Origin of the sequence: Piscinibacter lacus (assembly GCF_016735685.1) — a bacterium.
Classification (GTDB): Bacteria; Pseudomonadota; Gammaproteobacteria; order Burkholderiales; family Burkholderiaceae_C; genus Aquariibacter; species Aquariibacter lacus.
The window spans coordinates 1,371,512-1,396,478 of sequence record NZ_JAERRA010000001.1 but is presented as its reverse complement, the minus strand read 5'-3'; the positions used below and the strand labels follow the sequence as shown (position 1 = coordinate 1,396,478).

The 24,967-nt window shown below is 72.0% G+C and carries 21 protein-coding genes, 1 other RNA gene and 1 pseudogene; 5 read left to right on the top strand and 18 right to left on the bottom strand.

The genetic code is table 11. The features are described from left to right. Positions 1-59 precede the first annotated feature (59 nt). The 7 genes from JI742_RS06435 to flgB form a co-directional block, all read right to left on the bottom strand. Positions 60-779 (bottom strand): flagellar basal body L-ring protein FlgH, encoded by a 720-nt coding sequence (locus tag JI742_RS06435; protein ID WP_201824860.1) that lies wholly within the window; start codon positions 777-779, stop codon positions 60-62. Between the two features lie 8 nt (positions 780-787). After that, on the bottom strand, positions 788-1,570 hold the full coding sequence (gene flgG / locus JI742_RS06430) for a flagellar basal-body rod protein FlgG (RefSeq protein ID WP_201824859.1): 783 nt from the start codon (positions 1,568-1,570) through the stop codon (positions 788-790). 95 nt (positions 1,571-1,665) lie between these two features. Beyond that, complete coding sequence (gene flgF / locus JI742_RS06425) at positions 1,666-2,397, bottom strand: flagellar basal-body rod protein FlgF (RefSeq protein WP_201824857.1); 732 nt, start codon at positions 2,395-2,397, stop codon at positions 1,666-1,668. A gap of 34 nt (positions 2,398-2,431) precedes the next feature. Continuing rightward, positions 2,432-3,748 carry a flagellar hook protein FlgE gene (flgE, locus tag JI742_RS06420; RefSeq protein ID WP_201824856.1) on the bottom strand — a complete coding sequence of 439 codons (1,317 nt, stop codon included), beginning with the start codon at positions 3,746-3,748 and terminating at the stop codon, positions 2,432-2,434. A 27-nt stretch (positions 3,749-3,775) separates the two neighbouring features. Beyond that, positions 3,776-4,438 carry a flagellar hook assembly protein FlgD gene (locus JI742_RS06415; RefSeq protein ID WP_201824855.1) on the bottom strand — a complete coding sequence of 221 codons (663 nt, stop codon included), beginning with the start codon at positions 4,436-4,438 and terminating at the stop codon, positions 3,776-3,778. 46 nt (positions 4,439-4,484) lie between these two features. Then, the gene (gene flgC, locus JI742_RS06410) at positions 4,485-4,889 is read right to left on the bottom strand and encodes a flagellar basal body rod protein FlgC (protein ID WP_201824854.1); all 405 of its coding nucleotides are present in this window, start codon (positions 4,887-4,889) and stop codon (positions 4,485-4,487) included. Between the two features lie 16 nt (positions 4,890-4,905). Then, complete coding sequence (gene flgB / locus JI742_RS06405) at positions 4,906-5,322, bottom strand: flagellar basal body rod protein FlgB (RefSeq protein WP_201824853.1); 417 nt, start codon at positions 5,320-5,322, stop codon at positions 4,906-4,908. 198 nt (positions 5,323-5,520) lie between these two features. Here flgB and flgA point away from each other — a divergent pair, with 198 nt between their 5' ends. From flgA to JI742_RS06385, 4 genes are all read left to right on the top strand, one after another. After that, positions 5,521-6,255 (top strand): flagellar basal body P-ring formation chaperone FlgA, encoded by a 735-nt coding sequence (gene flgA / locus JI742_RS06400; RefSeq protein ID WP_201824851.1) that lies wholly within the window; start codon positions 5,521-5,523, stop codon positions 6,253-6,255. Between the two features lie 187 nt (positions 6,256-6,442). Further along, positions 6,443-6,802, top strand: coding sequence for a flagellar biosynthesis anti-sigma factor FlgM (flgM, locus tag JI742_RS06395; RefSeq protein WP_201824849.1), 360 nt, complete (start codon positions 6,443-6,445; stop codon positions 6,800-6,802). A gap of 14 nt (positions 6,803-6,816) precedes the next feature. Beyond that, positions 6,817-7,212 carry a hypothetical protein gene (locus JI742_RS06390; RefSeq protein ID WP_201824847.1) on the top strand — a complete coding sequence of 132 codons (396 nt, stop codon included), beginning with the start codon at positions 6,817-6,819 and terminating at the stop codon, positions 7,210-7,212. A 220-nt stretch (positions 7,213-7,432) separates the two neighbouring features. After that, entirely contained in the window at positions 7,433-8,632 is a 1,200-nt protein-coding gene (locus tag JI742_RS06385; protein WP_201824845.1) for a hypothetical protein, read from the top strand. Positions 8,633-8,665: 33 nt separating this feature from the next. Here the strand turns inward: JI742_RS06385 and JI742_RS06380 are convergent. The 6 genes and pseudogenes from JI742_RS06380 to JI742_RS06355 form a co-directional block, all read right to left on the bottom strand. Beyond that, positions 8,666-9,229, bottom strand: a pseudogene (locus JI742_RS06380) (ABC transporter substrate-binding protein); the annotation flags it as partial. Positions 9,230-9,288: 59 nt separating this feature from the next. Beyond that, a protein-coding gene (locus JI742_RS06375; RefSeq protein ID WP_201824843.1) for an IS3 family transposase occupies positions 9,289-10,418 on the bottom strand; the annotation gives its coding sequence in 2 pieces (ribosomal slippage) (positions 9,289-10,157 and positions 10,157-10,418; 1,131 coding nt in all). A 246-nt stretch (positions 10,419-10,664) separates the two neighbouring features. After that, a complete protein-coding gene (locus JI742_RS06370; RefSeq protein WP_201824841.1) occupies positions 10,665-10,856 on the bottom strand; it encodes a hypothetical protein in 192 nt (63 codons plus the stop codon). 205 nt (positions 10,857-11,061) lie between these two features. Then, positions 11,062-12,027, bottom strand: coding sequence for an IS481 family transposase (locus JI742_RS06365; protein ID WP_201824839.1), 966 nt, complete (start codon positions 12,025-12,027; stop codon positions 11,062-11,064). A 193-nt stretch (positions 12,028-12,220) separates the two neighbouring features. Next, on the bottom strand, positions 12,221-13,654 hold the full coding sequence (locus JI742_RS06360; protein WP_201824837.1) for a copper oxidase: 1,434 nt from the start codon (positions 13,652-13,654) through the stop codon (positions 12,221-12,223). A gap of 11 nt (positions 13,655-13,665) precedes the next feature. Further along, complete coding sequence (locus JI742_RS06355; protein ID WP_201824835.1) at positions 13,666-15,105, bottom strand: TolC family protein; 1,440 nt, start codon at positions 15,103-15,105, stop codon at positions 13,666-13,668. An 839-nt stretch (positions 15,106-15,944) separates the two neighbouring features. Between JI742_RS06355 and JI742_RS06350 the strand changes: the two genes are divergently transcribed. Beyond that, positions 15,945-16,346, top strand: coding sequence for a hypothetical protein (locus tag JI742_RS06350; RefSeq protein WP_201824833.1), 402 nt, complete (start codon positions 15,945-15,947; stop codon positions 16,344-16,346). A gap of 62 nt (positions 16,347-16,408) precedes the next feature. Here the strand turns inward: JI742_RS06350 and JI742_RS06345 are convergent, their stop codons facing one another. The 5 genes from JI742_RS06345 to ubiG all read right to left on the bottom strand — a co-directional run bounded on the left by JI742_RS06345 (position 16,409) and on the right by ubiG (position 24,929). Then, positions 16,409-18,772, bottom strand: coding sequence for a heavy metal translocating P-type ATPase (locus JI742_RS06345; RefSeq protein ID WP_201824831.1), 2,364 nt, complete (start codon positions 18,770-18,772; stop codon positions 16,409-16,411). A 182-nt stretch (positions 18,773-18,954) separates the two neighbouring features. Then, positions 18,955-19,326, bottom strand: a transfer-messenger RNA (tmRNA) gene (ssrA, locus tag JI742_RS06340). Between the two features lie 49 nt (positions 19,327-19,375). After that, a complete protein-coding gene (locus JI742_RS06335) occupies positions 19,376-23,395 on the bottom strand; it encodes a DUF748 domain-containing protein (protein ID WP_491047173.1) in 4,020 nt (1,339 codons plus the stop codon). A gap of 125 nt (positions 23,396-23,520) precedes the next feature. Continuing rightward, positions 23,521-24,204: an HAD family hydrolase gene (locus JI742_RS06330; protein ID WP_201824826.1), complete on the bottom strand. Its 684-nt coding sequence runs from the start codon at positions 24,202-24,204 to the stop codon at positions 23,521-23,523. A 23-nt stretch (positions 24,205-24,227) separates the two neighbouring features. Then, complete coding sequence (gene ubiG / locus JI742_RS06325; RefSeq protein WP_201824824.1) at positions 24,228-24,929, bottom strand: bifunctional 2-polyprenyl-6-hydroxyphenol methylase/3-demethylubiquinol 3-O-methyltransferase UbiG; 702 nt, start codon at positions 24,927-24,929, stop codon at positions 24,228-24,230. Positions 24,930-24,967 lie beyond the last annotated feature (38 nt).

Genomic DNA, 24,967 nt, shown 5'->3' with positions numbered 1-24,967 from the left:
GTGTCGGTCCGCGGGGGCGGAGACGCTCCCCTCCCCCTTCGACACCATTCTGGAAATCTTTAGATCGGAAGAACGCTCAAAAAGAAGCGCGCCAGCCAGCCAATCACCTGGGCGTCGGCGGCGGCACCGCGGCCGCGGTGCTCCAGCCGCACATTGGCGATGGCGGTGGAGGCCACGCTGTTGCCCGGCTGGATGCTGCGCGGATCGACCTGGCCCGAGAAGCGCAGCACATCGACGGCATCGTTCACGCCGATCTGCTTCTCGCCGCTGACGACGAGGTGGCCGTTGGGCAGCACCTCGACCACGCTGACCGTCAGGGTGCCGGTGAAATCGTTGGTGCTCTGCGTGGTGCCGCTGCCCGAGGAGCTGTTGCTCGAATTGCCCGCCGCCGAGCTGCGGCTGAGCAGGCTGGGCGGCAGCAGGGGCACGGCGCTGACGCCGGCCGAGACCTCGCCGCCCTTCTCGATGGCGCTGCTGGAGCTGGCGCTGGCGGTGATCTTCTCGACGATGCGCACTTGCAGCGTGTCGCCGACATGGCGGGCGCGGTGGTCCTCGAAGAGCGGCCGGTAGCCCGCGGCGGCATAGAGCGAGCCGCTGGCCGGCGCAGCCGCCGCCGGGCCGGGCGCGGCTGCCGGCGCGGCCGGCGGGCCGGGCCGCACCGGGGCGGTGTCGGCCACCTCCACCCGGGGCGAGAGGCTGGCGCAGCCGGCCAGCCCGGCCAGGGCCAGGGCGGCCGGGGCCAGGCGGGCGGCGCGGCCGGTGAAGAAGGCCCAGCGCATCGCCGACCTCAGATCTGGCCCAGACGCTGGAGCATCTGGTCGGCCGTCTGGATGGCCTTGGAGTTCAGCTCGTAGGCGCGCTGGGTCTGGATCATGGTCACCAGCTCTTCGACCACATTGACATTGCTGGTCTCGACGAAGCCCTGGGTCAGGCTGCCCAGGCCGTTGGCGCCGGGTGCGTCGGTGTTGGGCGCGCCGGAGGCGGCCGTCTCGGCGTACAGGTTCTGGCCCAGCGGCTCCAGGCCGGCAGGGTTCTGGAAGTTCGCAAGCTGGATCTGCCCCACCTGCTGCGGCGCCGCCTGGCCGGGCATGCGGGCGGTGACGATGCCGTCGCTGCCGATGGTCACGCCCTGGGCCTCGGGCGGCACGCTGATGCCGTCGCCGAGCAGCTCGCCATTGCTGGTGACGATCTGGCCCTGGGCATTGAGCTGGAAGGCGCCGTCGCGGCTGTAGGCCGTGGTGCCGTCCGGCCGCTGGATGGGGAAGAAGCCCGCGCCCTTGATGGCCACGTCCAGGCTGTTGCCGGTCTGCTGCAAGTTGCCCTGCGTGAACTGCCGCGAGGTGGCCACCGCCCGGGTGCCCAGGCCCACTTGCAGGCCGGTCGGAAGCTGGGTCTGCTCCGAGCTGTTGGCGCCGGCCTGGCGCAGGTTCTGGTACATCAAGTCCTCGAAGACGGCGTGCGAACGCTTGTAGCCGTTCGTCGCGCTGTTGGCGAGGTTGTTCGAGATGTGATCCAGCTGGGTCTGCTGGGCCTCCATCCCGGTCTTGGAAATCCACAGGGCGCGCATCATGGCCTTCTCCTTCGTGCCCGGCCATGGTCGCGCGGGCGGCGGGCCGGGCATCGGCGGAAGAAGGGCCGCGGCGGGCCGCTTCTCCCGGCGCTGCCTCAGCGGTCGACGGACAGCAGCTTGGCCGCGTTGTCCTCGTTGCGCTCGGCCTGGCCGAGCAGCTTGAGCTGCTGCTCGAACTGCCGGGCCGCGGCGATCATGGCGACCATCGTGCCGATGGCGCTGACGTTCGAGCCCTCCAGCGCGCCGTCCTGCAGGCGCGCGGCCGGGTCGGCATCGAGCGGGTTGCCGTCGGCGCTGCGGAACAGGCTGTCCGCGCCGCGCTGGAGCGGCGCCTCGGGCGTGACCAGCTTGAGCCGGCCGACCGGGATGAAGCCGCCATTGGCCTGCCGTGCGCTGACCGTGCCATCGGGCGCGATGCTGGGCTCGGCCCCCGGGGGCACATTGATCGGTCCGCCCTCGCCCAGCACCGGCAGGCCGCCCAGGCTCATCAACTGACCCTGGGCATCCACCGTCAGCGCGCCGGCGCGGGTGTAGGCCTCGCTGCCATCGGGCGCTTGCAGGGCCAGCCAGGCCTGGCCTTGCAGGGCCACGTCCAGCGGCCGGCCGGTGGCGGTGATGGGGCCGGGCGCGGGGTCGTAGCCGGTGGTGGTTTCCAGCGCGTAGGCGCGGGTGGTGGCGCCATCGCCGCGCACCGGCACGGCGCGGAAGGCCTGAAGCTCGGCCCGGAAGCCGGTCGTCGAGGCATTGGCCAGGTTGTTCGAGAGCAGGTCCTGGCGCTGCATGGTCGCCTTCGCGCCCGACATCGAAAGGTAGATCATGCGGTCCATGGCGGGCTCCGGGCTTCAGGGCTTCGGGGGGTCGTCAACGCAGGTTGACCAGGGTCTGGAGCACCGAGTCCTGCGTCTTGATCGTCTGCGCATTGGCCTGGTAGACGCGCTGCGCGGTGATCATGTTGACCAGCTCGCCGGTCAGGTCGACGTTGCTGTCCTCGACCGCGCCCGATTGCAGATTGCCCAGGTTGCCCAGGCCCGGCGCATTGACGATGCGCTCGCCCGAGGCCAGGGTCTGCGCCCAGCGGTTGTTGCCCTGCGGCTCCAGGCCCTGCGGGTTGCGGAAGGTCGCCAGCTCCAGGCGGAAGACATCCTGGTACTGGCCGTTGGAGAAGCGCGCGCGCACGGTGCCGTCGTCCTCCACGCTCACGCTGCTGAGGCCGGCGTAGGTGTGGCCGTTCTGCGTCTGCTGGGTGGTGGCCGAGGCGGCGGCATAGCCGGTGCCGTTGACCGACAGCGTGATCGGCGAGAGGGTGATGGGATCGCCCGCGGCCGAGGTGGCCGTCAGCGCGCCCAGATTGAAGCTGGCCGGGCCGGCCGGCCAGGGGCTGCCGCTGCCCGCGTCGAAGGCCAGGACGCCAGCCGGCGTGGCCACCGATGCCGTGCCCTCTGCCGCGGCGAACACCTGCCAGCGGTCGGTGGCCGGGGTCGGCGGGGTGGTCGCCGCATTGGCCGCGCCGCCGGCGATGCGGCGGAAGTAGAGCGTCATCTCCACCGGCTCGCCGGTGCCGTCGTAGACGGTGATCGGCGTCGAGTGGTTGTAGCTGGCGGCATCGGTCGGGTTCAGCGGTAGGTTGCTGTTGACGGCCACGGTGGCGCGGGCGTCGAGGTTCATTTCCAGCGACAGCGTGGTGGTGGCCGCCGCCGCCAGGCCCTGGGTCGGCAGGGTCACCGGGCCGAGGGTGGCGCTGACGAGGCCGTTCGCATCCAGCGGCCGGCCGAGCAGGGCCATGCCTTCGTTGTTGACGACCTGGCCGAAGCGGTCGAGCTTGAACTGGCCGTTGCGGCTGAAGTAGGTCTCGCCGCCGAAGGTGGGCGGCGTGGTGCCGGTGCCCGCGCCATTGAGCATGCCGAGCTGGAAAAAGCCGCTGCCGTTGATCGCGAGGTCCAGGGGGTTCTCGGTCAGGGTGATGTTGCCCTGGGTGAACTGCTGGGCCACGGCCTGCAGGTTCACGCCGATGCCGATCTGGCCGTTGCCAACGCGGTTGAGCGCGCCCGCATACAGGTCGGCGAACTCGGCCCGCGAGCCCTTGAAGCCGACGGTGCTGGCATTGGCCACGTTGTTGCCGATGACCTCCAGGTTCTTGCTGGAGGCGTTCAGGCCGGACAGGCCTTGCTGGAAGCTCATGGTCGGTTTCCTCGGGGGCGGGGGGGATCAGGACAGGGCCTTGACGGTGCTCGCGTCGACGCGGCGGCCGCTGGCCAGTTCGAGCATCAGCGCATTGCCTTCGGTGGCCACGGCCTGCACGGTGTCGGTGTTCAGCGGGGTCGCGGCAACCTTGGACGCGCCGGACTGGGCCGTCACGCGGAAGCTGAAGCCCGCCGTGCCGGCGGCGGCGGCCTGGGCCTCGGTCGGCGTCCAACTGAAGCCGTGGCGGCCGGCGGACTGCGCGCCCAGGTCGAGGGTGTCGACCACCTTGCCGCTGGGGCCCAGCACCTCCACGCGCACGCTGTCGGCCGGGCCGGCCAGCTCGACGCCGGCGCTGGCCTTGCCGCTGCTGTCGGGCGCCAGGCGGTTGCCGTCCAGCAGCACCTGATGACCCACCAGTTGCGCGCCCTGCAGGGCCCGAAGCTGGCCGAACTGGCCGCTCAGCGACTGCACCGTGCTGTTGAGCTGCTCGATGCCGGTGACGGTGCTGATCTGCGCCATCTGGCTGGTGACCTGCGCGTTGTCCATCGGGCTCAGCGGGTCCTGGTTCTTCATCTGCGCGACGAGCAGCTTCAGGAAGCGCTCGGAGGCATCGGCCGCCGAGGTGGCCGTGGCGCTGCTGGCGGCCGCGGTGGCGGCAGAGGTGGCGGAAGTGATCGCAGGGCTCATGGCATCGGGCCGGACAGGGTGAAGGGGGATGTGGCGCGGCGCGGGCTCACTGGCCCATCTGCAGCGTCTTGAGCAGCAGCGACTTCGCGGTGTTCATCACCTCGACGTTGTTCTGGTAGGAGCGCGAGGCCGAGATCATGTTGACCATCTCCTCCACGCTGTTGACGTTGCTGTAGGTGACATAGCCCTCGCCATCGGCCTGCGGGTGGCCGGGGTCGTGCACGCGGCGGCCGGGACTGCTGTCCTCGCGCACCGTCGAGACCTGCACGCCGGCCGAGCCCGCGCCCGCCATCGGCAGCGTCTGGAAGACCACTTGCCGCGCCCGGTAGGCCTGGCCATCGGGGCCGGCGACCGTGTCGGCATTGGCCAGGTTGGAGGCCACGGTGTTCAGGCGCTGGCTCTGCGCGCTGATGGCGCTGCCGCTGACCTGGAAGATATCGAGCATGCTCATCGCGGGGCTCCTGGGCTCACTGGCCGGTGATCGCGCTGGTCAGCGTCTTCACGCTGCCGTTGAGGAAACGCAGCGTGGCCTCGTAGTGCACGGCGTTGTCGGCGAAGCTGGCGCGCTCGCGGTCCATGTCCACGCTGTTGTCGTCCAGGCTGGTCTGGCTGGGCGTGGCATAGCGCAGTGCGGTGGGGCCGGCCTCGCCGGGCTGCAGCGGCAGGTGCCCCGCGCGCGGCGCGGCCTGGGCCGGCGCCGGGCGGGCGGCCGGGTTGGCATGGCCGGTGGCTTCGCGGAGCGCGGCGGCGAAATCCATCTCGCGGGCCTGGTAGCCCGGCGTGTCGGCATTGGCGATGTTGCTGGCCAGGATGCGCTGGCGCTCGGCGCGCAGGCTCAGCGCCTGGGCCTGGAAGTTCAGCGTGTCGGTCAGGCGGTTCAGCATCGCGGGCTCGCAAGGCAGGGGGCTGCGTCGGGGGGCGCAGACCCGGTAAGGGGTGTGCGTCGATTGTGGAAAGCGCCCGGCCGGCCATGCCCGGGAATAGCAGGGCCGGCACCCCGCATTTCCCGCCCCGGGGGCCCGCCAGCCCGGCCTACAGTGCGCCGCATGAGCCTGCCTTCGTGCGCCTTGCCGCACGCCCCGATGCCAAGCCCGCCCCGGCGCACCCGCCCCGCGCCGGGCCGCGCCCTGCTGGCCGGGGCGCTGCTGGCTGCGGCCGGCGCCAGCCAGGCCGAGCCGCCCACCGCCGATCCCCTGGCCCCCGCCCGCGCCCAGGCCCTGCAGCTTGTGCAGCAGGCCGCCGAAGCCCAGGCCGAGGGCCGCCGCTTCGACGTGGAAGCCGGCGAGCTGCCCGGCCGCCTGCGCCTGGCCCCCTGTGCCGAGGTGCAGGCCAGCCTGCCCCCGGGCTACCGCGCCTGGGGCAGCACCCGCGTCGCCCTGCGCTGCGTGCAGGGCCCCGTGCGCTGGCAGGTCTACTTGCCCGTCACCGTGCGCATCTGGGGCCCGGCCCTGGTGCCGCGCCAGGCCCTGGCCGCCGGCCGCAAGCTGAGCGCCGACGACCTTCAGACCGACGAAGTCGACCTGGCCGCCCTGCCCTCGCCCGCCCTGGTCAACCCGGCCGAAGCCGAAGGCCGCGTGCTGATGCGCAGCCTGCCGCCCGGCCAGCCCCTGCGCGCCGGCGACCTGCGCCAGCGCCAGTGGTTCAGCGCCGGCAGCCCGGTGCAAGTGACGGCCGTGGGCCGCGGCTTCACCATCGAAGGCCGCGGCCAGGCCCTGGGCGCCGGGCTCGACGGCCAGCCCGTGCGCGTGCGCATCGACAACGGCCGCATCGTCCAGGGCATCGCCGTCGGCGAAGGCCAGGTGGAACTGCGCTTGTGAAATCTCGCCGCCCCCCTCCCCCGTCCTGCCCGGTCCGCCCCTGCGCGTGCGGGGGTGCCGCAAATTCCGCTCAAGCTTGGACGCAGCCGTCCGAAAGCTCCACCATGTCGCACCTCCGCACGGGCCCCTGCCGGCCCATTGCCCCCCACCGGCCGGCCTCGGCCGGCCTTGAACTCGGGAGCCAGCCATGAAGATCGGCGCGTCCACCCCGCCCCCGGCGCCCACCGCGCCGGTGCAAGCCCCCAACCTCAGCCCGCAGGACAGCCAGGCCGCGGCCCGCGTCAAGCTGGACCCAGCCCCGACCGAACTGCGCAGCGCCGCCGCCGCCAGCCCGGCCGGTGAAGGCACCCGGGTCGAAATCTCGGCCGCCGCCCAGATGCTCAGCGGAACCGACGGCGACTTCGACGCCGAGAAGGTCGCCGCCCTGCGCCAGGCCATCGCCGACGGCAGCTACCGCGTCGATGCCGGCGCCATTGCCGACAAGCTCATCGCCAACGCCATCGACGTGCTCGGCGGCGGCCCCAGCCGCGTCGCCAGCGGCGGCTGAACCCCGGCCCGCCGATGAAACCGCAGCCCGCCGACACCCCGCCAGCCGCCCCCGCCGGCAACACCCAGGCCTTCGAGCGCGCCCTGGGCGCGCTCGAACACCATCTGGACAGCCTCGGCCAGGCCCTGCGCCAACGCGACAGCGGCACCCTGCTGGAAGCCAGCCGCGCCCTGCAGCAAGCCCTGCCCGCCGCGCTGGACAGCCTGCGCCACGACGCGCCCCACCCCCTGCCCCCCGAACTGCGCGAACGCCTGCTGCGCGACCGCGGCCGCATCCTGGCCCAGCGCGAAGCCCTGAGCCGCGCCCACGCCGCCGTCGAACGCGCCGTCAGCGTGCTGCTGCCGGGGGAGGTGACGGTCTATGGGCCGGGCGGCCTGGGGCGCGGGGAGAGGCGGCTCGGTTCCGCATAGAAAAGCCCCCGGCGACGGGGGCTTTCTTTTTTGCAAGGGACAGCATTAGTCACCCACTGTCGTGCTTGCATACGCTGGCCGGGCCCGCGACGATCTGAGTGATGAAGCGAGCTGACCTTGGGCTGAACCTGCACACCGCAACTTCTTGCACGGCAACAGCCACCGTCGGGGTGGATACTGGCGCGCGCGTCAACAAAGGCGCCAGCAAGGAGACGACACGTTGGGAACGAAGAAGTGGACGGCCGTCGAGTACGACGCTGCCAAGTACCTGGAAACGCAGATGCGCGGCGAACTGCAGTTCGTCACGCTGCCGAAGGTGATGCTGCTGCAGGTGGTGATCGAAATGGACGATGCCCTGTACAAGGACATCGCCAAGAACCCGTCCACCCTGGCCAAGCTGCAGCAGGCCGCGGGCGACAAGGCGCGCAAGGCCATGGGCGACGCGATGAAGAAGATCGTCGCCGCCGAGGCCAAGGCCGCCAAATTCAACAAGGCCGCCGCCGCGGCCTTCGCCCGCGACCTGCAGTCCACGCTGGAGGCCGACTTCCAGAAGGCCAGCGACGCCATGGCCGACGAGGCCGTGGAGGTGATCGAGGCCTACCGCAAGGGCAAGAGCGAACTGCTGGCGTTCCGCATCAAGTCCGTCGGAAAGATCGCCTTGAACGCCATCACCATGACCGGCGGCATCGTGCTGTCGGTAGCCACGGCCGGCGCGCTGTCGCCGGTGGGCATCATCGGCGTGGTGCGCACCTCGGTGGGCATCGTGCAGGAAGGGCTGAAGCTGGCCAGCACCGCCGACAAGATGGCGCTGCTGATCCAGGGTGAGCTGGCGGTGCTGCGCAAGATCATGAAGGAGGAAGTGGCCAAGGCCAAGACCAGCGGCAAGATCGCGCAGGGCGTCAAGGAAGTGGGGCTGAACCTGCTGTCAAAGGCCGTCGGCCTGGAAACGCCCAGCCTGAAGAACTGCCAGTCTCACATTGACCTGCACAACATCAACATCAGCAAGCTGGAAAAGGAATCCAAGAAGCTGTCGGTGACCATCTACGACGCCATGGACGAGCAGGAAAAGCTGGCCAAGGCGCTGAAGACCGCCAAGGCCACGCTCCCGGCGGACAAGGTGGGCAAGGCGGCCCTGGCGCTGGAAAAGTCCGAGAAGGCGCTGGACAAGCTGCTGCAGGCCACCATTGCGGTGAACGAACGGGTGGAGGTGGCGCACGAGCGCGGCAAGCTGTTCCAGAAGGCCCTGGACGGCATGAAGGACGGCATCCCCGAATGGCTGAAGTACGTGGACACCGCCTGCGGCCTGGCTGCCGACTTGGCCATGGCCATCACCGATTCTTCCGACGCCGCCTCGGCTGCGCTGGCCTCGGTGCTGACGCTGGAAGCCACCATCGGCAGCGAGATCATCGACCGGCTGTAGCAACGGCGCGCTAGGCCGCGGCGTGCGGCGGCCTCAGCGCTGCGCGTTCGGGAAAAACAGCTGCTCGCCGCCGATCCTGTAGGCCGCGATGCTGGCCTGCCCGGCGCTGGACAGCACCCAGTCGGCAAAGGCCTGCGCCAGCGCCTGCTTCACATGCGGGTGCTTCGCCGGGTTGACCACGATCACGCCGTATTGGTTGAACAGCCGCTTGTCGCCTTCCACCAGCACCGCCAGTTCACCGCGGTTCCTGAAGCTCAGCCAGGTGCCGCGGTCGGCCAGCACATAGGCGTTGGTGGAACTGGCCATGTTCAGCGCCGGGCCCATGCCGCAGCCGCATTCCTGGTAGCCCGCCGGCTTGGCAGCAGCGATGTCCACATTGGCGGCCTTCCAGTAGCGCAGCTCGGCGGCATGGGTGCCGCTCTTGTCGCCGCGCGAGATGAACGGCGCCTTGGCCGCCGCCAGCTTGGCCAGCGCGGCCACGATGTCGCCGCCCTTCAGGCCCGCCGGGTCGGCCTTCGGACCGATGAGCACGAAATCGTTGTACATGACGGCCCGGCGCGGCAGGCCGAAGCCTTCGGCGACGCACTTCTCCTCGGCCTGACCTGCCCCCAGTACCCGTACCAAGCTTTGTGAGGAATCCGCTTGGTTGAAGGAGATTACTCCTGGGTTTTCTGCGGCGCCGGCACGGCGCCGCCGGTTGTCTGTCGATGCTGCGCCGCGAACGTCGCTGGCGGCATCCGCCCGCAACTGCTGTGCGGTCGCACCTCGTTGTAGTCGGTCCGCCAGCGCGCGATCTCGACGCGCGCCTGCTTCAAGCTCTGGAACCAGTGCTCGTTCAGGCACTCGTCGCGGAACTTGCCGTTGAAGCTCTCGATGTAGGCATTCTGTGTGGGCTTACCCGGCTGGTTGAGGATATGGCGCACGCCCTTGGCCTGCGCCCAGGCCATGAAGGCGCGGCTGGTGAACTCCGGCCCCTGGTCGGTCCTCACGGCCTGCGGGTAGCCCCGGAATCGCGCCACCTGGTCCAGCACGCGCGCGACGTACTCGCCGCCGATGCCGTGGTCCACGGCGATGTCCACGCACTCGTGGCTGAAGTCGTCGGTGACGGTCAGGCACTTGATGCGCCGCCCACTGGCCAGGCTGTCGCTGACGAAGTCCATGCTCCACACCTCGTTGATCGTCTGGCACTCGTGCAGCGGCACGCGTTCGAGCTTCAGGCGCTGCTTGCCGCGGCGCTTGCGCACCGACAGGTCGGCCAGCTTGTAGAGCCGGTACACGCGCTTGTCGTTGATCTTGGTGCCCGTGGCGCGCAGCAAGTCGGCGATGCGCCGGTAGCCGAAGCGCCGCCGCTCATGCGCCAGCTCGACGATGCGCTGGCTCGTCGCCTGGTCGTGCTGCGCACGCTGGGGCGGGTGCCGCCAGCTGTCGCGCGACAGGCCCACCAGCGCGCAGGCGCGCCGCTCACTGATCAAGGTCGTTTCCAACATCGTGCCCACCGCGCGTCGCTTCGCCGGTGGGCTCAGCGCTTTACGCCGAAGGCCACCTTCAGCGCCTCGTTGTCCAGTACCGCCTCGGCCAGCAGCTTCTTGAGTCGGTTGTTCTCGGCTTCCAGCTCGCGCAGCCGCTTGGCGTCGCTGGGCTCCATGCCGCCGAACCTGGCTCGCCACTTGTAGAAGGTTGCCGAGCTGAACCCCTCTCGGCGGCACAGGTCCGCCACGCTCATGCCCGCGTCGGCCTGCTTGATGAACCCGATGACTTGCTCATCTGTGAATCTGCTCTTGCGCATCGCGCTTCCTGTCGGTTGCGCGGATTCTTCTCTATTGCCTTGGTACGGATGGCGGGTTGCAGGTCACATTTGCGCCAGCTAAGTGAGAGTCGGAAGATGCTTCGTGGCTATCCAGCTTGAGACGGCCCGCCAATCTGTCGCGTCGCCGTCACGTCTCATCATTTCGTATTCGTGTGCGCGGGCAATGGCTGGCCAGTGTTGCCCGCCAAATTGCGCCAGAAGGTCACGGGCAGCACGTCTAGTCGCTCACTCGGCTTTATCCTCGATGGTCCTCAAAACCACACGACCAGAAACAGGCACGGCGTCTAGGAGGAGGTCGAAACCCTTCCCGTCTTTATGGGCGAACGCAGCGCCTATTTCTCGCCAGTTGGCTTTCTTGTCCCCGTCGCTGTCACGTTCCACGTAAGCGGCGAAGTCTGGGCGTTTGGTCTCGGCCATGAGTAATCTCCTTGGTTGTTATTACGGCTCCCGCCGTTGAGTCCAGCGCCCATGAACCAAGGCGGCTTCGGTCTGGTCTGCCTTCGGCCAATACTCGGCGCTTTCGCGTGAGTACGGCAGGCCATCTTGATCGTGCGTGCCGATGAAGCAGGTAGCGCATGAGGATAGGTTTGGCGCACACGGCAGAAGCCTTTGGGGCCATCGGCTAGATGTCGGGTCCCGGGTGATTGACCACCCTTTTTGAGAACAAATCCGGGTGCGTGGACTGCCACTTCTTCAGCGCCTGAACGGGCGTGTTCAGGTCCAGCGCGCGCTGCGGCAGGTGCTCGTTGTAGAGCCAGACGAAGCGATGCAGTGTTGTCTCCAAGTCCTGCGCGCTGTTGAAGCGGTGCGACTTCAGCACCTGCGCCAGTCGCCCGTTGAAGCGTTCCACCATCCCGTTTGTTTGCGGGTGCTTCGGCCTCGTCAGCCGATGCCCTATGCCCAGCGCCTCGCACAGCCCATCAAACTCGTGCGCGCCGCTGGCGTCCTTCTCGCGCCGACCGAAGGCCCGGTCAGTGAACTCCCGCCCGTTGTCGGTCAGCAGCGTCTTGATCTTGAAGGGCGCAGCCTTGTGCAACGCGTTGAGGAACGAACGCGCCGCGCTCGCCGTCTTCCTGCCTTTGATGGCGATGAAGACCCAGCGCGTGGCGCGGTCGATGGCCACGAACACATCGCGCCGCTCGGTCTCGTCCTGCATCTGCGGCAGGTACTTCACGTCCATGTGAACGTAGCCTGGCTCGTAGGCCTTGAAGGACTTGACCTGCGTCTTGGCGACCTCGGGCTCGGGCAGGCGGTTCACGCCGCGCCGACGCAGCAGGCGGTCCAGCGCCGAGCGGCTCATGCTCGGCTCGATGAACTCGCGCACCACCGCAAGCAAATCGTCCAGCGACAGGCGCAGGTGCGTGCGCAGGTAGACAACGATCTCTTCCTGGCCGGCGTTCAGCTTGGTCTGCAGTCGGTGCGGGGTATGGCTCCCATCCTCGACCGTGGTGCGCTTGCGCCACTTGCGGATGGTGAACTTGCCCACGCCGAAGCGCTGCGCCAGCTCGGCCTCGGTGCCATGGGCCTGCTGGATCGCCAAGCGCGTGGCCGGCGTGGTGGTGGCGTTCTTGTGCAAGCTGATCAGCATCGTGAGCCCCGGTGGTTCAAGTCTGCCAGCAAGCCCCGCAAGACCTCCCGGCCTACGAGGATCGCATGCCGGCTGCCAAGGAGCCATTCATCCGGGACACGACAGCTAGACAACACCATTGAGGGGTCTTGGATAGGCGGCGCGCTGGCGCTCGCAGCCCGCCGCGGTATCGCCCTCGGCGGGCTGCGCCCCCTCAATGCCCCCCATGCCCCCCCTGCGGCTTCCTCACCCGCACTTCCACCCCCGGCTGGGCGGCGGGTTGCGGTGCCTGGGCCGCGCCAGGCGCTGCGGCGGGCGCTGAGCCCGGCGCCGCACCTGGCTCCGGCGCCGCACCCGTCCACGGCCGAGCGACGGTGCCCGGCGGATGGCGCCACCAGCCGGGATCGCGTGAATCGCCGGGGGCCTGGTCGGGGCGCACTTTCAGCACGGTGAACATGCCGCCCATGTCGATGGAGCCGAAGGGGCCGGTGCCGGTCATCATGGGGGCGGTGTTGGCGGGCAGGGGCATGCCGGCCATTTCGCTCATGTCGGCCATGCCGCGTTCGCCCATCAGCATGTAGTCGGGCACGAGGCGGTTGATCTTGTCGACGAGGCCGCGGTGGTCCACGCCGATCATGGTGGGCACGTCGTGGCCCATGGCATTCATGGTGTGGTGGCTCTTGTGGCAGTGGAAGGCCCAGTCGCCCACTTCGTCGGCGACGAATTCCATTTGCCGCATCTGGCCGACGGCCACGTCCACGGTGACTTCCGGCCAGCGCGAGGCGGGCGGGGTGGGGCCGCCGTCGGTGCCGGTGACGAAGAACTCATGGCCGTGGATGTGGATGGGATGGTTGGTCATCGTCAGGTTGCCGACGCGCAGGCGCACCTTGTCGCCCTGGCGGGCGACGATGGGATCGATGCCGGGGTAGAGGCGGCTGTTCCAGCTCCACAGATTGAAATCGAGCATGGTCATCACCTTGGGCGTGGCGCTGCCGGGTTCGATGTCGTAGCTGTTGAGGAGGAAGCAGACATCGCGGTCCACCTCCTGGATCCACGGATGCCGGCCCTTGGGATGGGTGACCCAGAAACCCATCATGCCCATGGCCATCTGCACCATTTCGTCGGCATGCGGGTGGTACATGAAGGTGCCGGGCCGGCGGGCGACAAACTCGTAGACCCAGGTCTGGCCGGGCGGCACGGCAGGCTGGGTGAGGCCGGCCACGCCGTCCATGCCGCTGGGCAGGCGCTGGCCGTGCCAGTGGATGGTGGTGGGCTCGGGCAGTTTGTTGGTCAGGAAGATGCGGACGCGGTCGCCCTCCACCACTTCGATGGTGGGACCGGGGCTTTGGCCGTTGTAGCCCCAGAGGTGGGCGGTGAAGCCGGGGGCCATTTCGCGCACCACGGGTTCGGCGACGAGGTGGAATTCCTTGACGCCGTCCTTCATGCGCCAGGGCGCCGTCCAGCCGTTGAGGGTGAGCACCGGGCGATAGGGCCGGCCGTTGGGCGGCGCCAGCGGCGGCTGGGTGGCGGTGCCGGGGGCGACCGCGGGTTCGGGCAGCGCGGCCATCGCCACGCGGCTGACGCTGGCGGCGGCCACGCCCGCGGTGATCGCACTGCTGCCGGCCAGGAAGTTTCTTCGGGAGACCATGGCGTGTTCCTTCAATGCCCGCCGGCGGCGGCGGCCGGCACGGCGGAGGGGGATTCGGTGAGGACGGGCAAGACGGCGGGCCGGCCGATCAGGGCCTGGGCCAGGGCGGCTTCGGCCTGCCAGTAGGCGCGGCGGGCTTCCATGGCGGCCTCGACGGCGGCCACTTGCGCGCGGGCATCGGCCAGCAGTTCGAAGACGCCGACCAACATGCCGTTGTAGCGAAGCAGTTGCTCGTCGACGATGCGCTGGGCCAGGGGCAGCAGCTCGGCCTGATGCAGCACGGCGATGTCGTGCGCATGGCGATAGGCCCCGTAAGCCTCGCGCACCTCGGAGCGCGCCTCGATGGCGAGCTGCGCCGCCTGCTGCAGCGCGATGCGGTGGCGCGCCTCGGCCTGGGCGAGCCGGGCCTGGCCGGAATCGAAGAGCGGCAGCTCGAAGCGCAGCTCGGTGCCGCGGCGGTTCGGGCCTTCGTCGGGCAGCTCGCGCTCGAAACCCACTTCCAGCACATTGACCCAGCGGGTCGGCCGGGTCAGGCCCAGGCGGGCGGCCGCCTGGCTGACGGCCTGGCGGGCGGCCTGCAAGTCCAGCCGCGAGGCCATGGCCTGCTGCTCGATGTCCGGCCGCTCGGCCGGCTGGGCGGGCAGCGGCGGCAGGCGCTCGGGCAGACGGAAGGCGGTGTCGCTGCCCCACAGGCCGATGGCGCGGATCAGCGCCTCGCGGCGCGCCTGGGCGGCCTGCTCGGCCTGGGCCAGGCGCAGCGTGGCCTCAGCATAGAAGGCCTGCTCGCGGGCGCGGCGCAGCGCATTGAAGTTGCCGACTTCGGCCATGCGACGGGCCAGCTCGGCGCCAGCCTCGGCGGCCTCGCGGATCTGGCGGCGGTAGTGCAGGCGCTCCTGGGCGGCAACCGCCTCGATCCAGGCTTGCCGCACGCCCGCCAGGTGGGCCAGCAGCTCGGCGGCCAGGGTCTGCTGGCGGGCGGCGAACTCGGCCTCGGCCAGCGGGCGCAGCCAGGGGGCCAGGGCCAGGCGGAGCAGGTCGAAGCCGAGGCGCAGCTCGATCTCCGTCTCCTCGCCCTGCCGGAAGCGGCCGATGCTGAGCGAGGGATTGGGCAGCCGGGTGGCTTGCAGCAGCTCGGCCTGCGCCAGGCCCAGCTCCTCGAAGCGGGCTTGCAGGCCGCGATGCTTCAGCAGGCTCAGGGCCAGGGCCTGGTCCAGGCCCAGCGGCTGGGCGAGCAGCTCGGCGCTGCGGGCCTCGGCCGCGGCTTCGTCGGCCGGCGTGCGCGGCCAGACGGGCCGCAGCCCGGTGCGCGCCTGCACCTGCTCGGCCACCGGCGCGAAACCCGCCGGCCCGGAGGGCGCGGCGCAGGCAGCCAGCAGCAGCGGGGCGAGCAGGGCCAGCAGGCGCAGGCGACCGGGGCGGGGCGACCTCTTGGGGGCGGTATCGCGGCTCATCGCGCCCCCCCGGCACCCTGTGGCGCACCCTGCCCGGACGGGGCAGCGGGTGGCGGGGCTTGGTGGCCCCCGTGACCCCCGTGACCCCCGTGGCCCCCGTGGCCTTGGTGGCCTTGGTGGCCTTGGTGGCCCTGGTGTCCCTGGTGTCCCTGGTGTCCCTGGTGTCCCTGGTGGCCTTGGTGGGCGCCGTGTCCCGGATGGCCTTGGTGACCACCGTGTCCCTGGTGACCCGGATTCAGGCCAGGCGCCGGCCCTGCCGGAGTGCCCGTTCCCGCTGCGGGAGCGGGCACTCCGGCAGCTGGCGCCGCCGGCTCGCCGGGTGCGGGGCCGAGGTGGCCGCGCCAACCGCCCAGGCGGCCGACGGTGTCATTGGCCTCGCGCCAGTCGCGGCCGGTGGGCAGCGGGCTGCGGTGCTCGGCCACGGCCGAGCGGTGCAGCAGCGGGGGGACGGGCGCGGCCGGGTCGAGCGGATCGGGCCGGGGCGGCGCCGCCAGGGCGCTGGCAGCCAGCAAGGCCAGCAGGGTGGCCGGGGCCAGGCCAAGCCAGCCACGCCCAGGCCGACGGCCGGGCGGGAGAAGCGGGGAATGCATGAAGACCTCGAAGACGGCTGAGGAGGCCGGCCGCAGCGGGGCGGCTGGCCGGGCACGCGCCCCGGGGGGCGCGCGAGCTCAGGCGCTCAGGCTTCGAGGGGGGCGGTCGAGACCGGGCGGCACCCGGTCGGCGGGCGGCAGCGACGCCGCCTGGGGCTGTACTTCGCCCGGCATGGGCGCAGCCGGCAAGGCGGGCACGGCCGCCGGCAGGGCCAGGCCCAGGGTGCAGAAACTGCACACGCTGCAGCGGTGGTTGCTGCCGCAGTCGCCCGCAGCACAGGCAGCGTGATGCGCAGCCGGCTCGCCGTGGGCATGCTGGGCATGCTGGGCGTGGTGGCCATGCTGGGTGTGATCGGAAGGGCTGGCGAGGTCGGCGAATCGGGTGGGATTTGCGTGGCCAACATGGACGGCATGGCCAGCGTGACCGGCATGAACCGCGTGGTCCGTCGCCTGACCCCCATGGACGGCATGACCCGCATGGCCCATCTGACCCGACAGCCCGCCCACGCCCTGGACCGGGCCCGTCATCGCGCAGCCCATGGCCAGCACACGCTGGGCCTGCAGCGGCAGGGCCAGCATCAGCAGGGCCAGCAGGATGAGGCGCAGGCGGGACGACATGGTGGCAAGTCTAGGCCGGACGCGGGCGGCTGATCCGGCGTGGGGGCAGGCCGCCGCGCGGAGCGGACGGCAAGCGCCCGCAGCGCCCACAGCCCTCACGCCGCCCCCTCCATCGGTGCCGGCCGCCAGCGCTGCAAGCGCCAGGCGTTGGCAACGACGCCCAGGCTGCTGCATGCCATGGCGGCGCCGGCCAGGGCCGGGCTGAGCTGGCCGGCGATGGCCAGCGGCAGGGCGATCAGGTTGTAGCCGAAGGCCCAGCCCAGGTTCTGGACCAGGGTGCGGCGGGTGCGGCGGGCCAGCTCTAGCGCATCGGCCACGCGGCGCGGATCGCCCTGCATCAGGGTGATGCCGGCGGTCTCCATCGCCAGGTCGGTGCCGCCGCCGATGGCCAGGCCCAGGTCGGCCACGGCCAGGGCGGGCGCGTCGTTCAGGCCGTCGCCGACCATGGCGACCGGGCCGTGGGCCGCGCGCAGCCGGGCGATGGCCTCGGCCTTGTCGGCCGGCAGCAGGCCGGATTCGCAGCCGTCCAGGCCGAGCTGGCGGGCCAGGGCCTCGGCGCTGGCCGCATGGTCGCCGCTCAGCATGACGGTGTGCAGGCCGCGCTCGCGCAGACGGCGCACGGCTTCGGCCGCCTCGGGGCGGACGCGGTCGCCGAAGCTGAGCAGGCCAAGCAGGCGCGGGCGGCCCGCCGGCTGCACCGCCATCAGCCAGGCCAGGCTGCGGCCGGCGGCGGCCTCGCGGGCGGCGGCGGCCTCGAGCGGGGCGGTGTCCAGACCCTCTTCCTGCGCGAGGCGCGGGCTGCCCAGGCGCAGCAGGCGGCCGTCGATCCGGCCTTCGATGCCGCGGCCGGGCAGCGCGCGGGCGTCCTGCGCTTGCGGCAGGGGCGTCGCCAGCGGGCCGACGCCGGCCGCGCCGCCCTGCACCGCCTGGGCGAGCGCGCGGGCCAGCGGATGCTCGCTGCCCTGCTGCAGGGCGGCGGCCAGGCGCAGCAGCTCCTCGGGCGACACGCCGGGCGCGGCCTGCAGGCCGGCCAGGCTCGGCCGGCCGAGGGTGAGGGTGCCGGTCTTGTCGAAGGCGACGACGCGGATCGTCGGCGCCGCCTCCAGCGCCGCCACATCGCGGATCAGCAGGCCGTGGCGCGCGGCCACGCCGGTGCCGGCCATCAGGGCCATGGGCGTGGCCAGGCCCAGGGCGCAGGGGCAGGCCACGACGAGCACCGCCACCGCATGCAGCAGCGCGGTGGCCGGCGCGGCGCCGGCCAGCAGCCAGCCCAGGCCGGTCAGCAGGGCCAGGCCCAGCACGGCCGGCACGAAGACGGCGCTGACCCGGTCGACCAGGCGCTGCACCGGCGGCTTGGCGGCCTGGGCCGTCTCGACCAGGCGGACGATGCGCGCCAGCGTGGTCTCGGCGCCGACGGCGCTGACGCGCAGCTCCAGCACGCCCTCGCCATTGAGCGTGCCGGCGCGCACGCGGTCGCCCGGGCCGCGCGCCACCGGCAGGCTTTCACCGCTGAGGGCGGATTCATCGAGGTGGCTGAGGCCGGCGAGCAGCACGCCGTCGGCCGGCAGGCGCTCGCCGGGCCGCACGCGCAGGCGGTCGCCGACGCGCAGGGCCTCGACCGGGCGATCCAGCTCGCGGCCATCGTCCAGCAGCAGGCGCGCCCGCGGCGGCCGCAGCGTGGCCAGCGCCCGCAGGGCCTGCGCGGTGCGCTGCTTGGCCCGGCCTTCCAGGGCCTTGCCCAGGCGCACCAGGGCGACGATGACGGCGGCCGACTCGAAGTACAGCGCCTCGGTCTCGCCCCCCCACCACAGCACCATCGACAAGCCCCAGGCCGCCGTGCTGCCCAGGGCGACCAGCAGGTCCATGTTGCCGCTGCCCGCCCGCAGCGCGGCCCAGCCGGCCCGGAAGAAGCGCAGGCCCGGCCCGAACAGCACCGCACTGGCCAGCACGGCCTGCACGCCGGCCGGCGGCATGGCGTGCAGGCCGAAAGGCGTGGCCAGCATGGGCAGCAGCAGCGGCAGGGTCAGCAGCAGGGCCAGGGCGGTGCCCAGGATGTCGCGGCGCTGGGCGTCCTGGCGGGCGGCGGTGGTGGCCGCTTCGGCGCGGGCCTGGACGGCGAGGGCGGCGTCGACCTGGGGCCCTTCCGGCACGGGGCCGGCCGGCCTCGGCGCAGGGCCCAGCGTGTCGCTGCCCAGCACCTCGTAGCCGGCCCGCTCGACCGCGTCGACCAAGTCGGCAAGGTCCAGCGCCTGCCCGGCCGCCACCTCGACCCGCGCCTGGTCGTTGACCGGATTCACCGCCACCGCTGCCACCCCAGGCAGCGCCCGCAGCGCACGCTCCACCCGCAGCGCGCAGGCCGCGCAGGTCAGGCCACCCAGCGACAGCGTCCAGCCCGCAGCCGACGAACCCGGGCCGCCGGCAGGGCGCACGGGCGAGGGATCGGGCAGGATCGGCTTCATGTGGCTTGAGATGTGGGGGCGATGCACTGTGGCGCAAGTCCCCGGCCCGCGGGATGTCGCAGATCAAGCGCGATCCGGCGCGCCATGGCGCGCGACCGGGCACCGGGCCGACGTGGGCCGAACAGCTTCGCCGCACCCAAGAAAAAGGGGCTTGCGCCTTCGCGCAAGCCCCTTTGGAGAGATGGTGGACCCGGGGGGGATCGAACCCCCGTCCGCAAGCCATTCCCGGGCAGATCTACATGCTTAGCCGCCTGATTTGGATCTCACGCTGCCGTCGCGCAGGAGCACGCTACGGTCAGCGCCAGTCACCTAGATCTCGCCGAACGCCAAGTAACCCGACGGTCGACCAGCCGATGTGCATGACGTCTCAGCCCTTCCCTTGCGGGTCAGACCCGGCCCATCGGCCTGCCGTTGAGACGCTCACCGGTGTTTAAGCGGCGAGGGCGAAACGTTCGTCGTTCGCAGTTGGTTTGTTTCAGCTGGATTTACGAGCTCACTGATGCTCGGCATGCCCCGCTCCAAGTCCGCACCCACGTCGAAGCCAGGTCGGGCCCAGGGGGCGGAGTGTAGGCCAGCGGCCCGCCCCCCAGGGCGGGCCGGGTCTCACTGGATGCTGAAGATCACGCGCGGGCCGCCTGCGTCGGCGGCCGCCGGGGCGGATGCTGCGGCAGCAGGCGCTGCCGCCGGCTCGGCCAGGCGCGAGCGGGTGAGCAGCACGCGCTCGGCCGGCAGCTTGGCGCTGAGGTAGGCCTTGACCTGGTTGCCGCGCTCGTCGGCCAGGGCGCGCAGTTGCGGCTCGGCGGTGGGCACGGCGGCGGCGAGGCGGGCTTCCATCTCCTCGGGCGGCAAGGTCTTCTGCAAGCCGATGAGGTTGCGCGGCTTGCCGGGCAGGTCGGCGGCCTTGTAGGCAGCCTCCAGCCACTTCGTGCGCTCGGCGGGGTCGACTTCGACGCTGTCGGGCGCGACGCGGCTGGCGCGGGCCTTGGCAGCGCGGATCTGCCGTTCGATGGCACGCTGGCGCAGGCCCTGCACGTCGACGCCGGGATCGGCCTGGCCGGTGGCCTCCAGCCGCAGGCCCTTGCGGTCGGCCAGGGCCTGGGCGATCTTGTCGAGCTGGGCCTTGGCGGCGGCGTCCAGCTCGGCCGAGCCGGGCGCGAAGCGCAGGTCGCCCAGGTCGTCACCCCCCGGCCCGCCGCCGAAGGCCTTGGCGATCAGGCTGAAAGGCGCGGTGATGGCCTTGCCGATCAAGTTGACGATGACGCGCAGGATCACCCGGCCGACGGAGAACTGCGGGTCGTCCAGGCTGCCGCGGATCGGCAGGTCGATGTCGATCACGCCGTTGCGGTCTTGCAGCAGCGAGACGGCGAGCTGAACCGGCAGCTTCAGCGCATCCGGGCTGTCGACCTTGTCGCCAAAGGTGAGCTGGTTGAGCACGATGCGGTTGCTGGCTTCGAGCTGGCCCTGCTCGATGCGGTAGCGCAGCTCGACCGAGAGCGTGCCCTTCTCGATGCCGTAGCCGGCGTAGCGGCCGGAGTAGCTCGACAGGCGGGTCAGCTCGATGCCCTGCGCGCGGGCCGTGAGGTCGGTGGCCAGGCGGGCGCCGAGCGGATGCACGGTGCCGTCGATGAGCAGCGGCGCGCCGCTGTCGACCTTGCCGGCCAGCGCCACGGTGGCCGGCCGCGGGTCGTCCCAGGCCACGGCCGAAACCTGGCCCTTAAGCTCGGTGAGCTGGGCCGAGTAGTTGGGCTTGATGAAGTTGTCGGTGAAGTCGACGCGGCCGCCGCGCAGCTCGATGGCCGTCCAGCGCAGCTCGGGCGGCGGGCTGGCCGGCACGGCGGGGGCCGGGGCGGCGGGTGCGGCAGGCGCGGGCACGGGCGCGGCCGGTGCCGCGGCGGCTCCGGCCTCGGCATCGGGCGTTGTGATCGAGCGCTCGCCCTGCTCGCCTTCGCGCTTGACGATGTCGGCCAGGTTCAGCCGGGCGTCGGCATTGATGATCACGCGGCCGTAGAAGTCGTCGAGCAGGATGCTGCCGAGATCGGCTTGCAGGCGCTGCGGCGTCCAGCGGATCTGGCTGCCGCTCAGGCTGAAGCGCTTGAGGCGGACGAATTCGGCATCGTTGAGCCGGTCCAGCGCGAGCAGGCGCTCGACCGAGGCCTGGCCCTTCCAGGTGGCGCGCTCGACCGGTAGCTTGGCGCTGCCGTCGACTTGCAGCTCGCCGCGCGCGCCCAGTTCGGCCCGGGCCAGCAGGATGTTCAGGTAGGGGTCGAGGTAGGGCTGGAGCACGGCCAGTTGCAGGGCCGAGAGATCGACCTTGCTGCGCAACTGCAAGGGCTGTGGCCGCAGCGTGCCGGCCAGTTGCAGGCGGCCAGCGCCCTGGGCGCGGGTGTCGAGCTGGAAGCCGAGGCTGCGGCCCAGGTCGGCCCCCAGGCCGCTGAGCTGGAACTGCAGGCGGTCCAGCGCGACGGTGGCGGCCGGCTGCACGGCGGCATCGTCGAAGCGCAGCGCGCAATCGGTGCAGCGCAGCTCGCCAAGCTGCCAGCGCAGCGGCGGTGCGCTGGCGGCCGGGGGCGCGGCGCGGGCGGCGGCGGGCTGGGACGCCGCTTGCGGCGCCAGGCCGGCCAGCCAGGGCAGCGCGGCACTGCGGGCGCGGGTGGCGGCCAGGTTCAGGCCGTCGATGCCCAGCCGGGCGATGTCGATCTGCGGCGCCGCGGGGCCGCCCAGGCCCTGGAGCTGCACGCCTTCGAGCCGCAGCTCGCGCAGGCGCAGGCGGTCCTCGGCCGGGGTGGCGGGGCGCGGCAGGGCGCTGCGCGGGCCGGCGGGGCGCTGGGCGCGGGCGGATCGCGGGGTGCGCGCTGCACGGGCGGCGGGCTCGGCGGCCGGGGGGGCGCCGGTCGGCCGCAGGTCGAGCTCGGCCAGGGTCAGCACGCCGTTCTGCACCGCCAGACCGGCGGCCTGACCGGCGCCGGCGGCTTCCTGGACCAGGCGGGCCTGCAAGCCCAGGCGGCCGTCGGCCAGCTTGACGGGCAGGGGCTGGGGCAGCATCGGCTCCAGGGCCTGGAGCCAGGGGGCGAGGCCGAGGGCCTGCACCTCGGCATCGAGCTGCAGGGCGCGCTGCGCTGGCTGCACGCTGCCGGCGACTTGCAGCCGGGCGCCTCGGCTGTCGACGGCGCGCAGGCTGAGGCGGGCGGGCGGCGCGTCCGGCGCGCTGCGCAGGTCCTGCACGTCAAGGCTGAGGGCCTGGAGGCGCAGGGGGCCGTCCGGGTCCTGCACGGTGTCGAGCACTTCGGTGGGCTGTGGCGCCTCGGACGCAGCCGCCGCGGAGGCTGCCGCGGAAGCCGGCCCTGCGGCCGGCGCTTCCTTGGCCCCCGGGGGCGGCGGCAGACTCAATGCCAGCGGCGGCAGGCGGTCGAGCGCGGGCAGGCCCGCGCCCAACTGGACGCGGCCTTCGTCGAGCCGCAGGCGGTCGATGCGCCATTGCCACTCGGCCGCCGGCGCCTGCGCTGCGGCGGGCGCCGAGGCCGGCGCGGCTGCCGGGGGCGCTGCGGCGGGCGCGGGCCGGGCCAGGGCCTGGCGCAACTGCGGCAGGTCCAAGCCCAGGGCGGGGCCTTGCAAGCTCAGTTCGGCCAGGCTCAGGCGCTGAGCCAGGGGTTCGAGATCCAGGCCGCGCAGGTGCAGGCGCTGCCAGTGCAGCAGGCCGCCGTGGCCGGGCGCGGCGATCTGCAGACCGTCGACGGCCAGCTCGCCCTGCACCTGCACGCGCGGTGCGGCGTCCTCGGCCTCGGGGGCCTGGAAGACCAGGTCCAGCGCCAGGTCGAGCCGGCCGGCCTGCAAGCTGGCCGGCAGGGGCTGCGGCAGGGCGGACCCGGCCAGCGGCAGCAGGGCCTCGGCCCACCAGGCCAGGTCGACTTGCTGCCAGGCCAGGTGCAGGCGCGCCTCCGGCCGGGCGCCGAAAGGCAGGGCCTGGGCGCGGGCCGCGAAGTCGCTGCCATTGATGCGGGCCGACAGCTCGGGCTGCACCTCGATCGCAACCTGGCTGGGCAGGTTGGAGAGGAAGGGCAGGCCGAGGCGCAGGGCCTCGATGCGGTGGGTGGCGCCGCTGAGCGCGTCGCGGAACTGGACTTCGCCGTCGACCAGGCTGAGGTTGTTCAGCGCATAGCGCAGCGGCTTGCCCGGGGGCGGGGGCGGCGCGTCAGGCGGCGTGGCCAGCTTGTCGAGCAGGGGGGCGATGTTGAGGCGGCCGTCGGCCTCGCGGGCCAGGTCGATGCGCGGGCCCTGGACATGCAGGCGGTCGAGCACGGGCGCAAGCCGCCAGATCGATTCGCTGGACAGGTTCAGCTCCAGCGCATCGACGGCCAGCCAGGGCTGGCCTTCCGGCCCGATCTCCAGCGCTTCCAGCCGCACGGCCAGCGCCCAGGGTGTGATGTGCAGGGCTTGCAGACGAACCGGCGCGCCCAGGGCCTGGCTGGCTGCGTCCAGCAGTTGCGGGCGCAGCACGCGCGGCAGGATCAGGCTGGCGATCAGCGTCCAGGCGAGGGCGAGAGACGCCAGCACGAGCAGGCCCCGACGGTGCCGGTGCAGTCGAACCCGGATCCGGGCGGGCAAGTCACGCGGCAGACGGGGCATGGCGGCAGGCGGTGGGCGGTGGGGCAGGAGGAACGGCGGCGCAGTGTCGCCAGCGGCCGGGCCAGGGTCAAACCGGGATCGGCCCGGGCGGGCGCTTCGGCCGGTTCAAGCCGGTTGAAGCCGGCTCAGGCCAGCAAGTCCAGCAAATCGGGCGGCTGAGCGACGGTGGCATCGGCGCCCCAGTCGGCCAGGGGCGTGCCGAGGCCGAGGTAGCCATAGGCGGCGGCGATGCCCGGCATGCCGGCGGCGTGGGCGGCCTGGATGTCGCGCTCGTCATCGCCCACATAGACGCAATCGGACGGCTCAAGGCCCAGGGCCGCACAGGCGGCCAGCAGCGGCGCGGGATGGGGCTTGGGATGCGGCGTGCTGTCGCCGGCCACCAGCACGGCGCAAGCGCCCAGGCCCAGACCCTGCACCACCGGCTCGGCATAGACCATGGCCTTGTTGGTGACGATGCCCCAGCGCAGGCCGCGGGTCGCCAGGGCCTGCAGCAGTTCGGCCACGCCGTCGAAGAGACGCGAGTCGCGGGTCAGCGCGCCAGCATATTCGTCGAGAAAGGCCAGGCGCAAGGCCTCGTAGTCGGCATCGCCGGGATGGCGGCCCAGGCCGTGGCCAATCATGCCGCGCGCACCGGAGGAGGCCACCCGGGCCAGCTCGGCGATCGGCATCGGCGCCAGGCCGGCGCGCGCGCGCAGGCGGTTGAGGGCGCCGCCGAGGTCGGGGGCGGTGTCGGCCAGGGTGCCGTCGAGGTCGAAAAGCACGGCACGGACGGCGAAGGCCGGCGGCCGGGCGGGGTCGGTGAGGGGCATCGGATGCACGACGGCAGCGGTGCTCAGGGCCGGCGGAAGGCAAGCATGTAGTTCACGCTCTGGTTCTCGCTGAGCCAGTAGCGGCGGGTCATCGGGTTGTATTCGAGGCCACGACCGGCCACGGCATCAAGCCCGGCCTCGCGCGCATGGCGGGCGAGTTCGCTGGGGCGGATGAACTTGGCGTATTCGTGGGTGCCGCGCGGCAGCAGGCGCAGCACGTACTCGGCGCCGACGATGGCGAAGAGGAAGGCCTTGGCATTGCGGTTGATCGTCGAGGTGATCACCCAGCCCCCGGGCTTGACCAGTTGCGCACAGGCCCGCACGGTGGAAGCCGGGTCGGGCACATGCTCCAGCATCTCCATGCAGGTGACGAGGTCGAAGCTGCCGGGCTGCTCGGCGGCCAGGGCCTCGGCAGCCACCTCGCGGTAGGCCAGGCCCGGCACGCCGGCTTCCATGGCATGCAGTTGCGCGACCTTCAGCGGCTTGCCGGCCAGGTCGATGCCCAGCACCTGGGCCCCGCGGCGGGCCATGGACTCGGCCAGGATGCCGCCACCACAGCCCACATCGACAGTGCGCTTGCCCGCGACACCGCCGACCATCGCATCGATCCATTCGAGGCGCAGCGGGTTGATCTGATGCAGCGGGCGGAACTCGCTCTCGGGGTCCCACCAGCGGTGGGCGAGCTCGCTGAATTTCGCAAGCTCCTGGGGATCGACGTTGCTCATGGGCGGCATGCTAGCGGCTGGGCGCGGCAGGCAATCCG

Excerpts from the sequence above, each read along its gene's own strand:
- JI742_RS06365 (WP_201824839.1), bottom strand. The coding sequence starts at position 12,027 with ATGCTGATCAGCTTGCACAAGAACGCCACCACCACGCCGGCCACGCGC.
- JI742_RS06335 (WP_491047173.1), bottom strand. The coding sequence starts at position 23,395 with ATGCCCCGTCTGCCGCGTGACTTGCCCGCCCGGATCCGGGTTCGACTG.
- ubiG (WP_201824824.1), bottom strand. The coding sequence starts at position 24,929 with ATGAGCAACGTCGATCCCCAGGAGCTTGCGAAATTCAGCGAGCTCGCC.
- JI742_RS06330 (WP_201824826.1), bottom strand. The coding sequence starts at position 24,204 with ATGCCCCTCACCGACCCCGCCCGGCCGCCGGCCTTCGCCGTCCGTGCC.
- JI742_RS06415 (WP_201824855.1), bottom strand. The coding sequence starts at position 4,438 with ATGAGCCCTGCGATCACTTCCGCCACCTCTGCCGCCACCGCGGCCGCC.
- flgA (WP_201824851.1), top strand. The coding sequence starts at position 5,521 with ATGCCAAGCCCGCCCCGGCGCACCCGCCCCGCGCCGGGCCGCGCCCTG.
- JI742_RS06355 (WP_201824835.1), bottom strand. The coding sequence starts at position 15,105 with ATGAGCCGCGATACCGCCCCCAAGAGGTCGCCCCGCCCCGGTCGCCTG.
- flgM (WP_201824849.1), top strand. The coding sequence starts at position 6,443 with ATGAAGATCGGCGCGTCCACCCCGCCCCCGGCGCCCACCGCGCCGGTG.
- flgF (WP_201824857.1), bottom strand. The coding sequence starts at position 2,397 with ATGGACCGCATGATCTACCTTTCGATGTCGGGCGCGAAGGCGACCATG.
- flgG (WP_201824859.1), bottom strand. The coding sequence starts at position 1,570 with ATGATGCGCGCCCTGTGGATTTCCAAGACCGGGATGGAGGCCCAGCAG.
- flgE (WP_201824856.1), bottom strand. The coding sequence starts at position 3,748 with ATGAGCTTCCAGCAAGGCCTGTCCGGCCTGAACGCCTCCAGCAAGAAC.
- flgB (WP_201824853.1), bottom strand. The coding sequence starts at position 5,322 with ATGCTGAACCGCCTGACCGACACGCTGAACTTCCAGGCCCAGGCGCTG.
- JI742_RS06435 (WP_201824860.1), bottom strand. The coding sequence starts at position 779 with ATGCGCTGGGCCTTCTTCACCGGCCGCGCCGCCCGCCTGGCCCCGGCC.
- flgC (WP_201824854.1), bottom strand. The coding sequence starts at position 4,889 with ATGAGCATGCTCGATATCTTCCAGGTCAGCGGCAGCGCCATCAGCGCG.
- JI742_RS06390 (WP_201824847.1), top strand. The coding sequence starts at position 6,817 with ATGAAACCGCAGCCCGCCGACACCCCGCCAGCCGCCCCCGCCGGCAAC.
- JI742_RS06370 (WP_201824841.1), bottom strand. The coding sequence starts at position 10,856 with ATGGCCGAGACCAAACGCCCAGACTTCGCCGCTTACGTGGAACGTGAC.
- JI742_RS06360 (WP_201824837.1), bottom strand. The coding sequence starts at position 13,654 with ATGGTCTCCCGAAGAAACTTCCTGGCCGGCAGCAGTGCGATCACCGCG.
- JI742_RS06345 (WP_201824831.1), bottom strand. The coding sequence starts at position 18,772 with ATGAAGCCGATCCTGCCCGATCCCTCGCCCGTGCGCCCTGCCGGCGGC.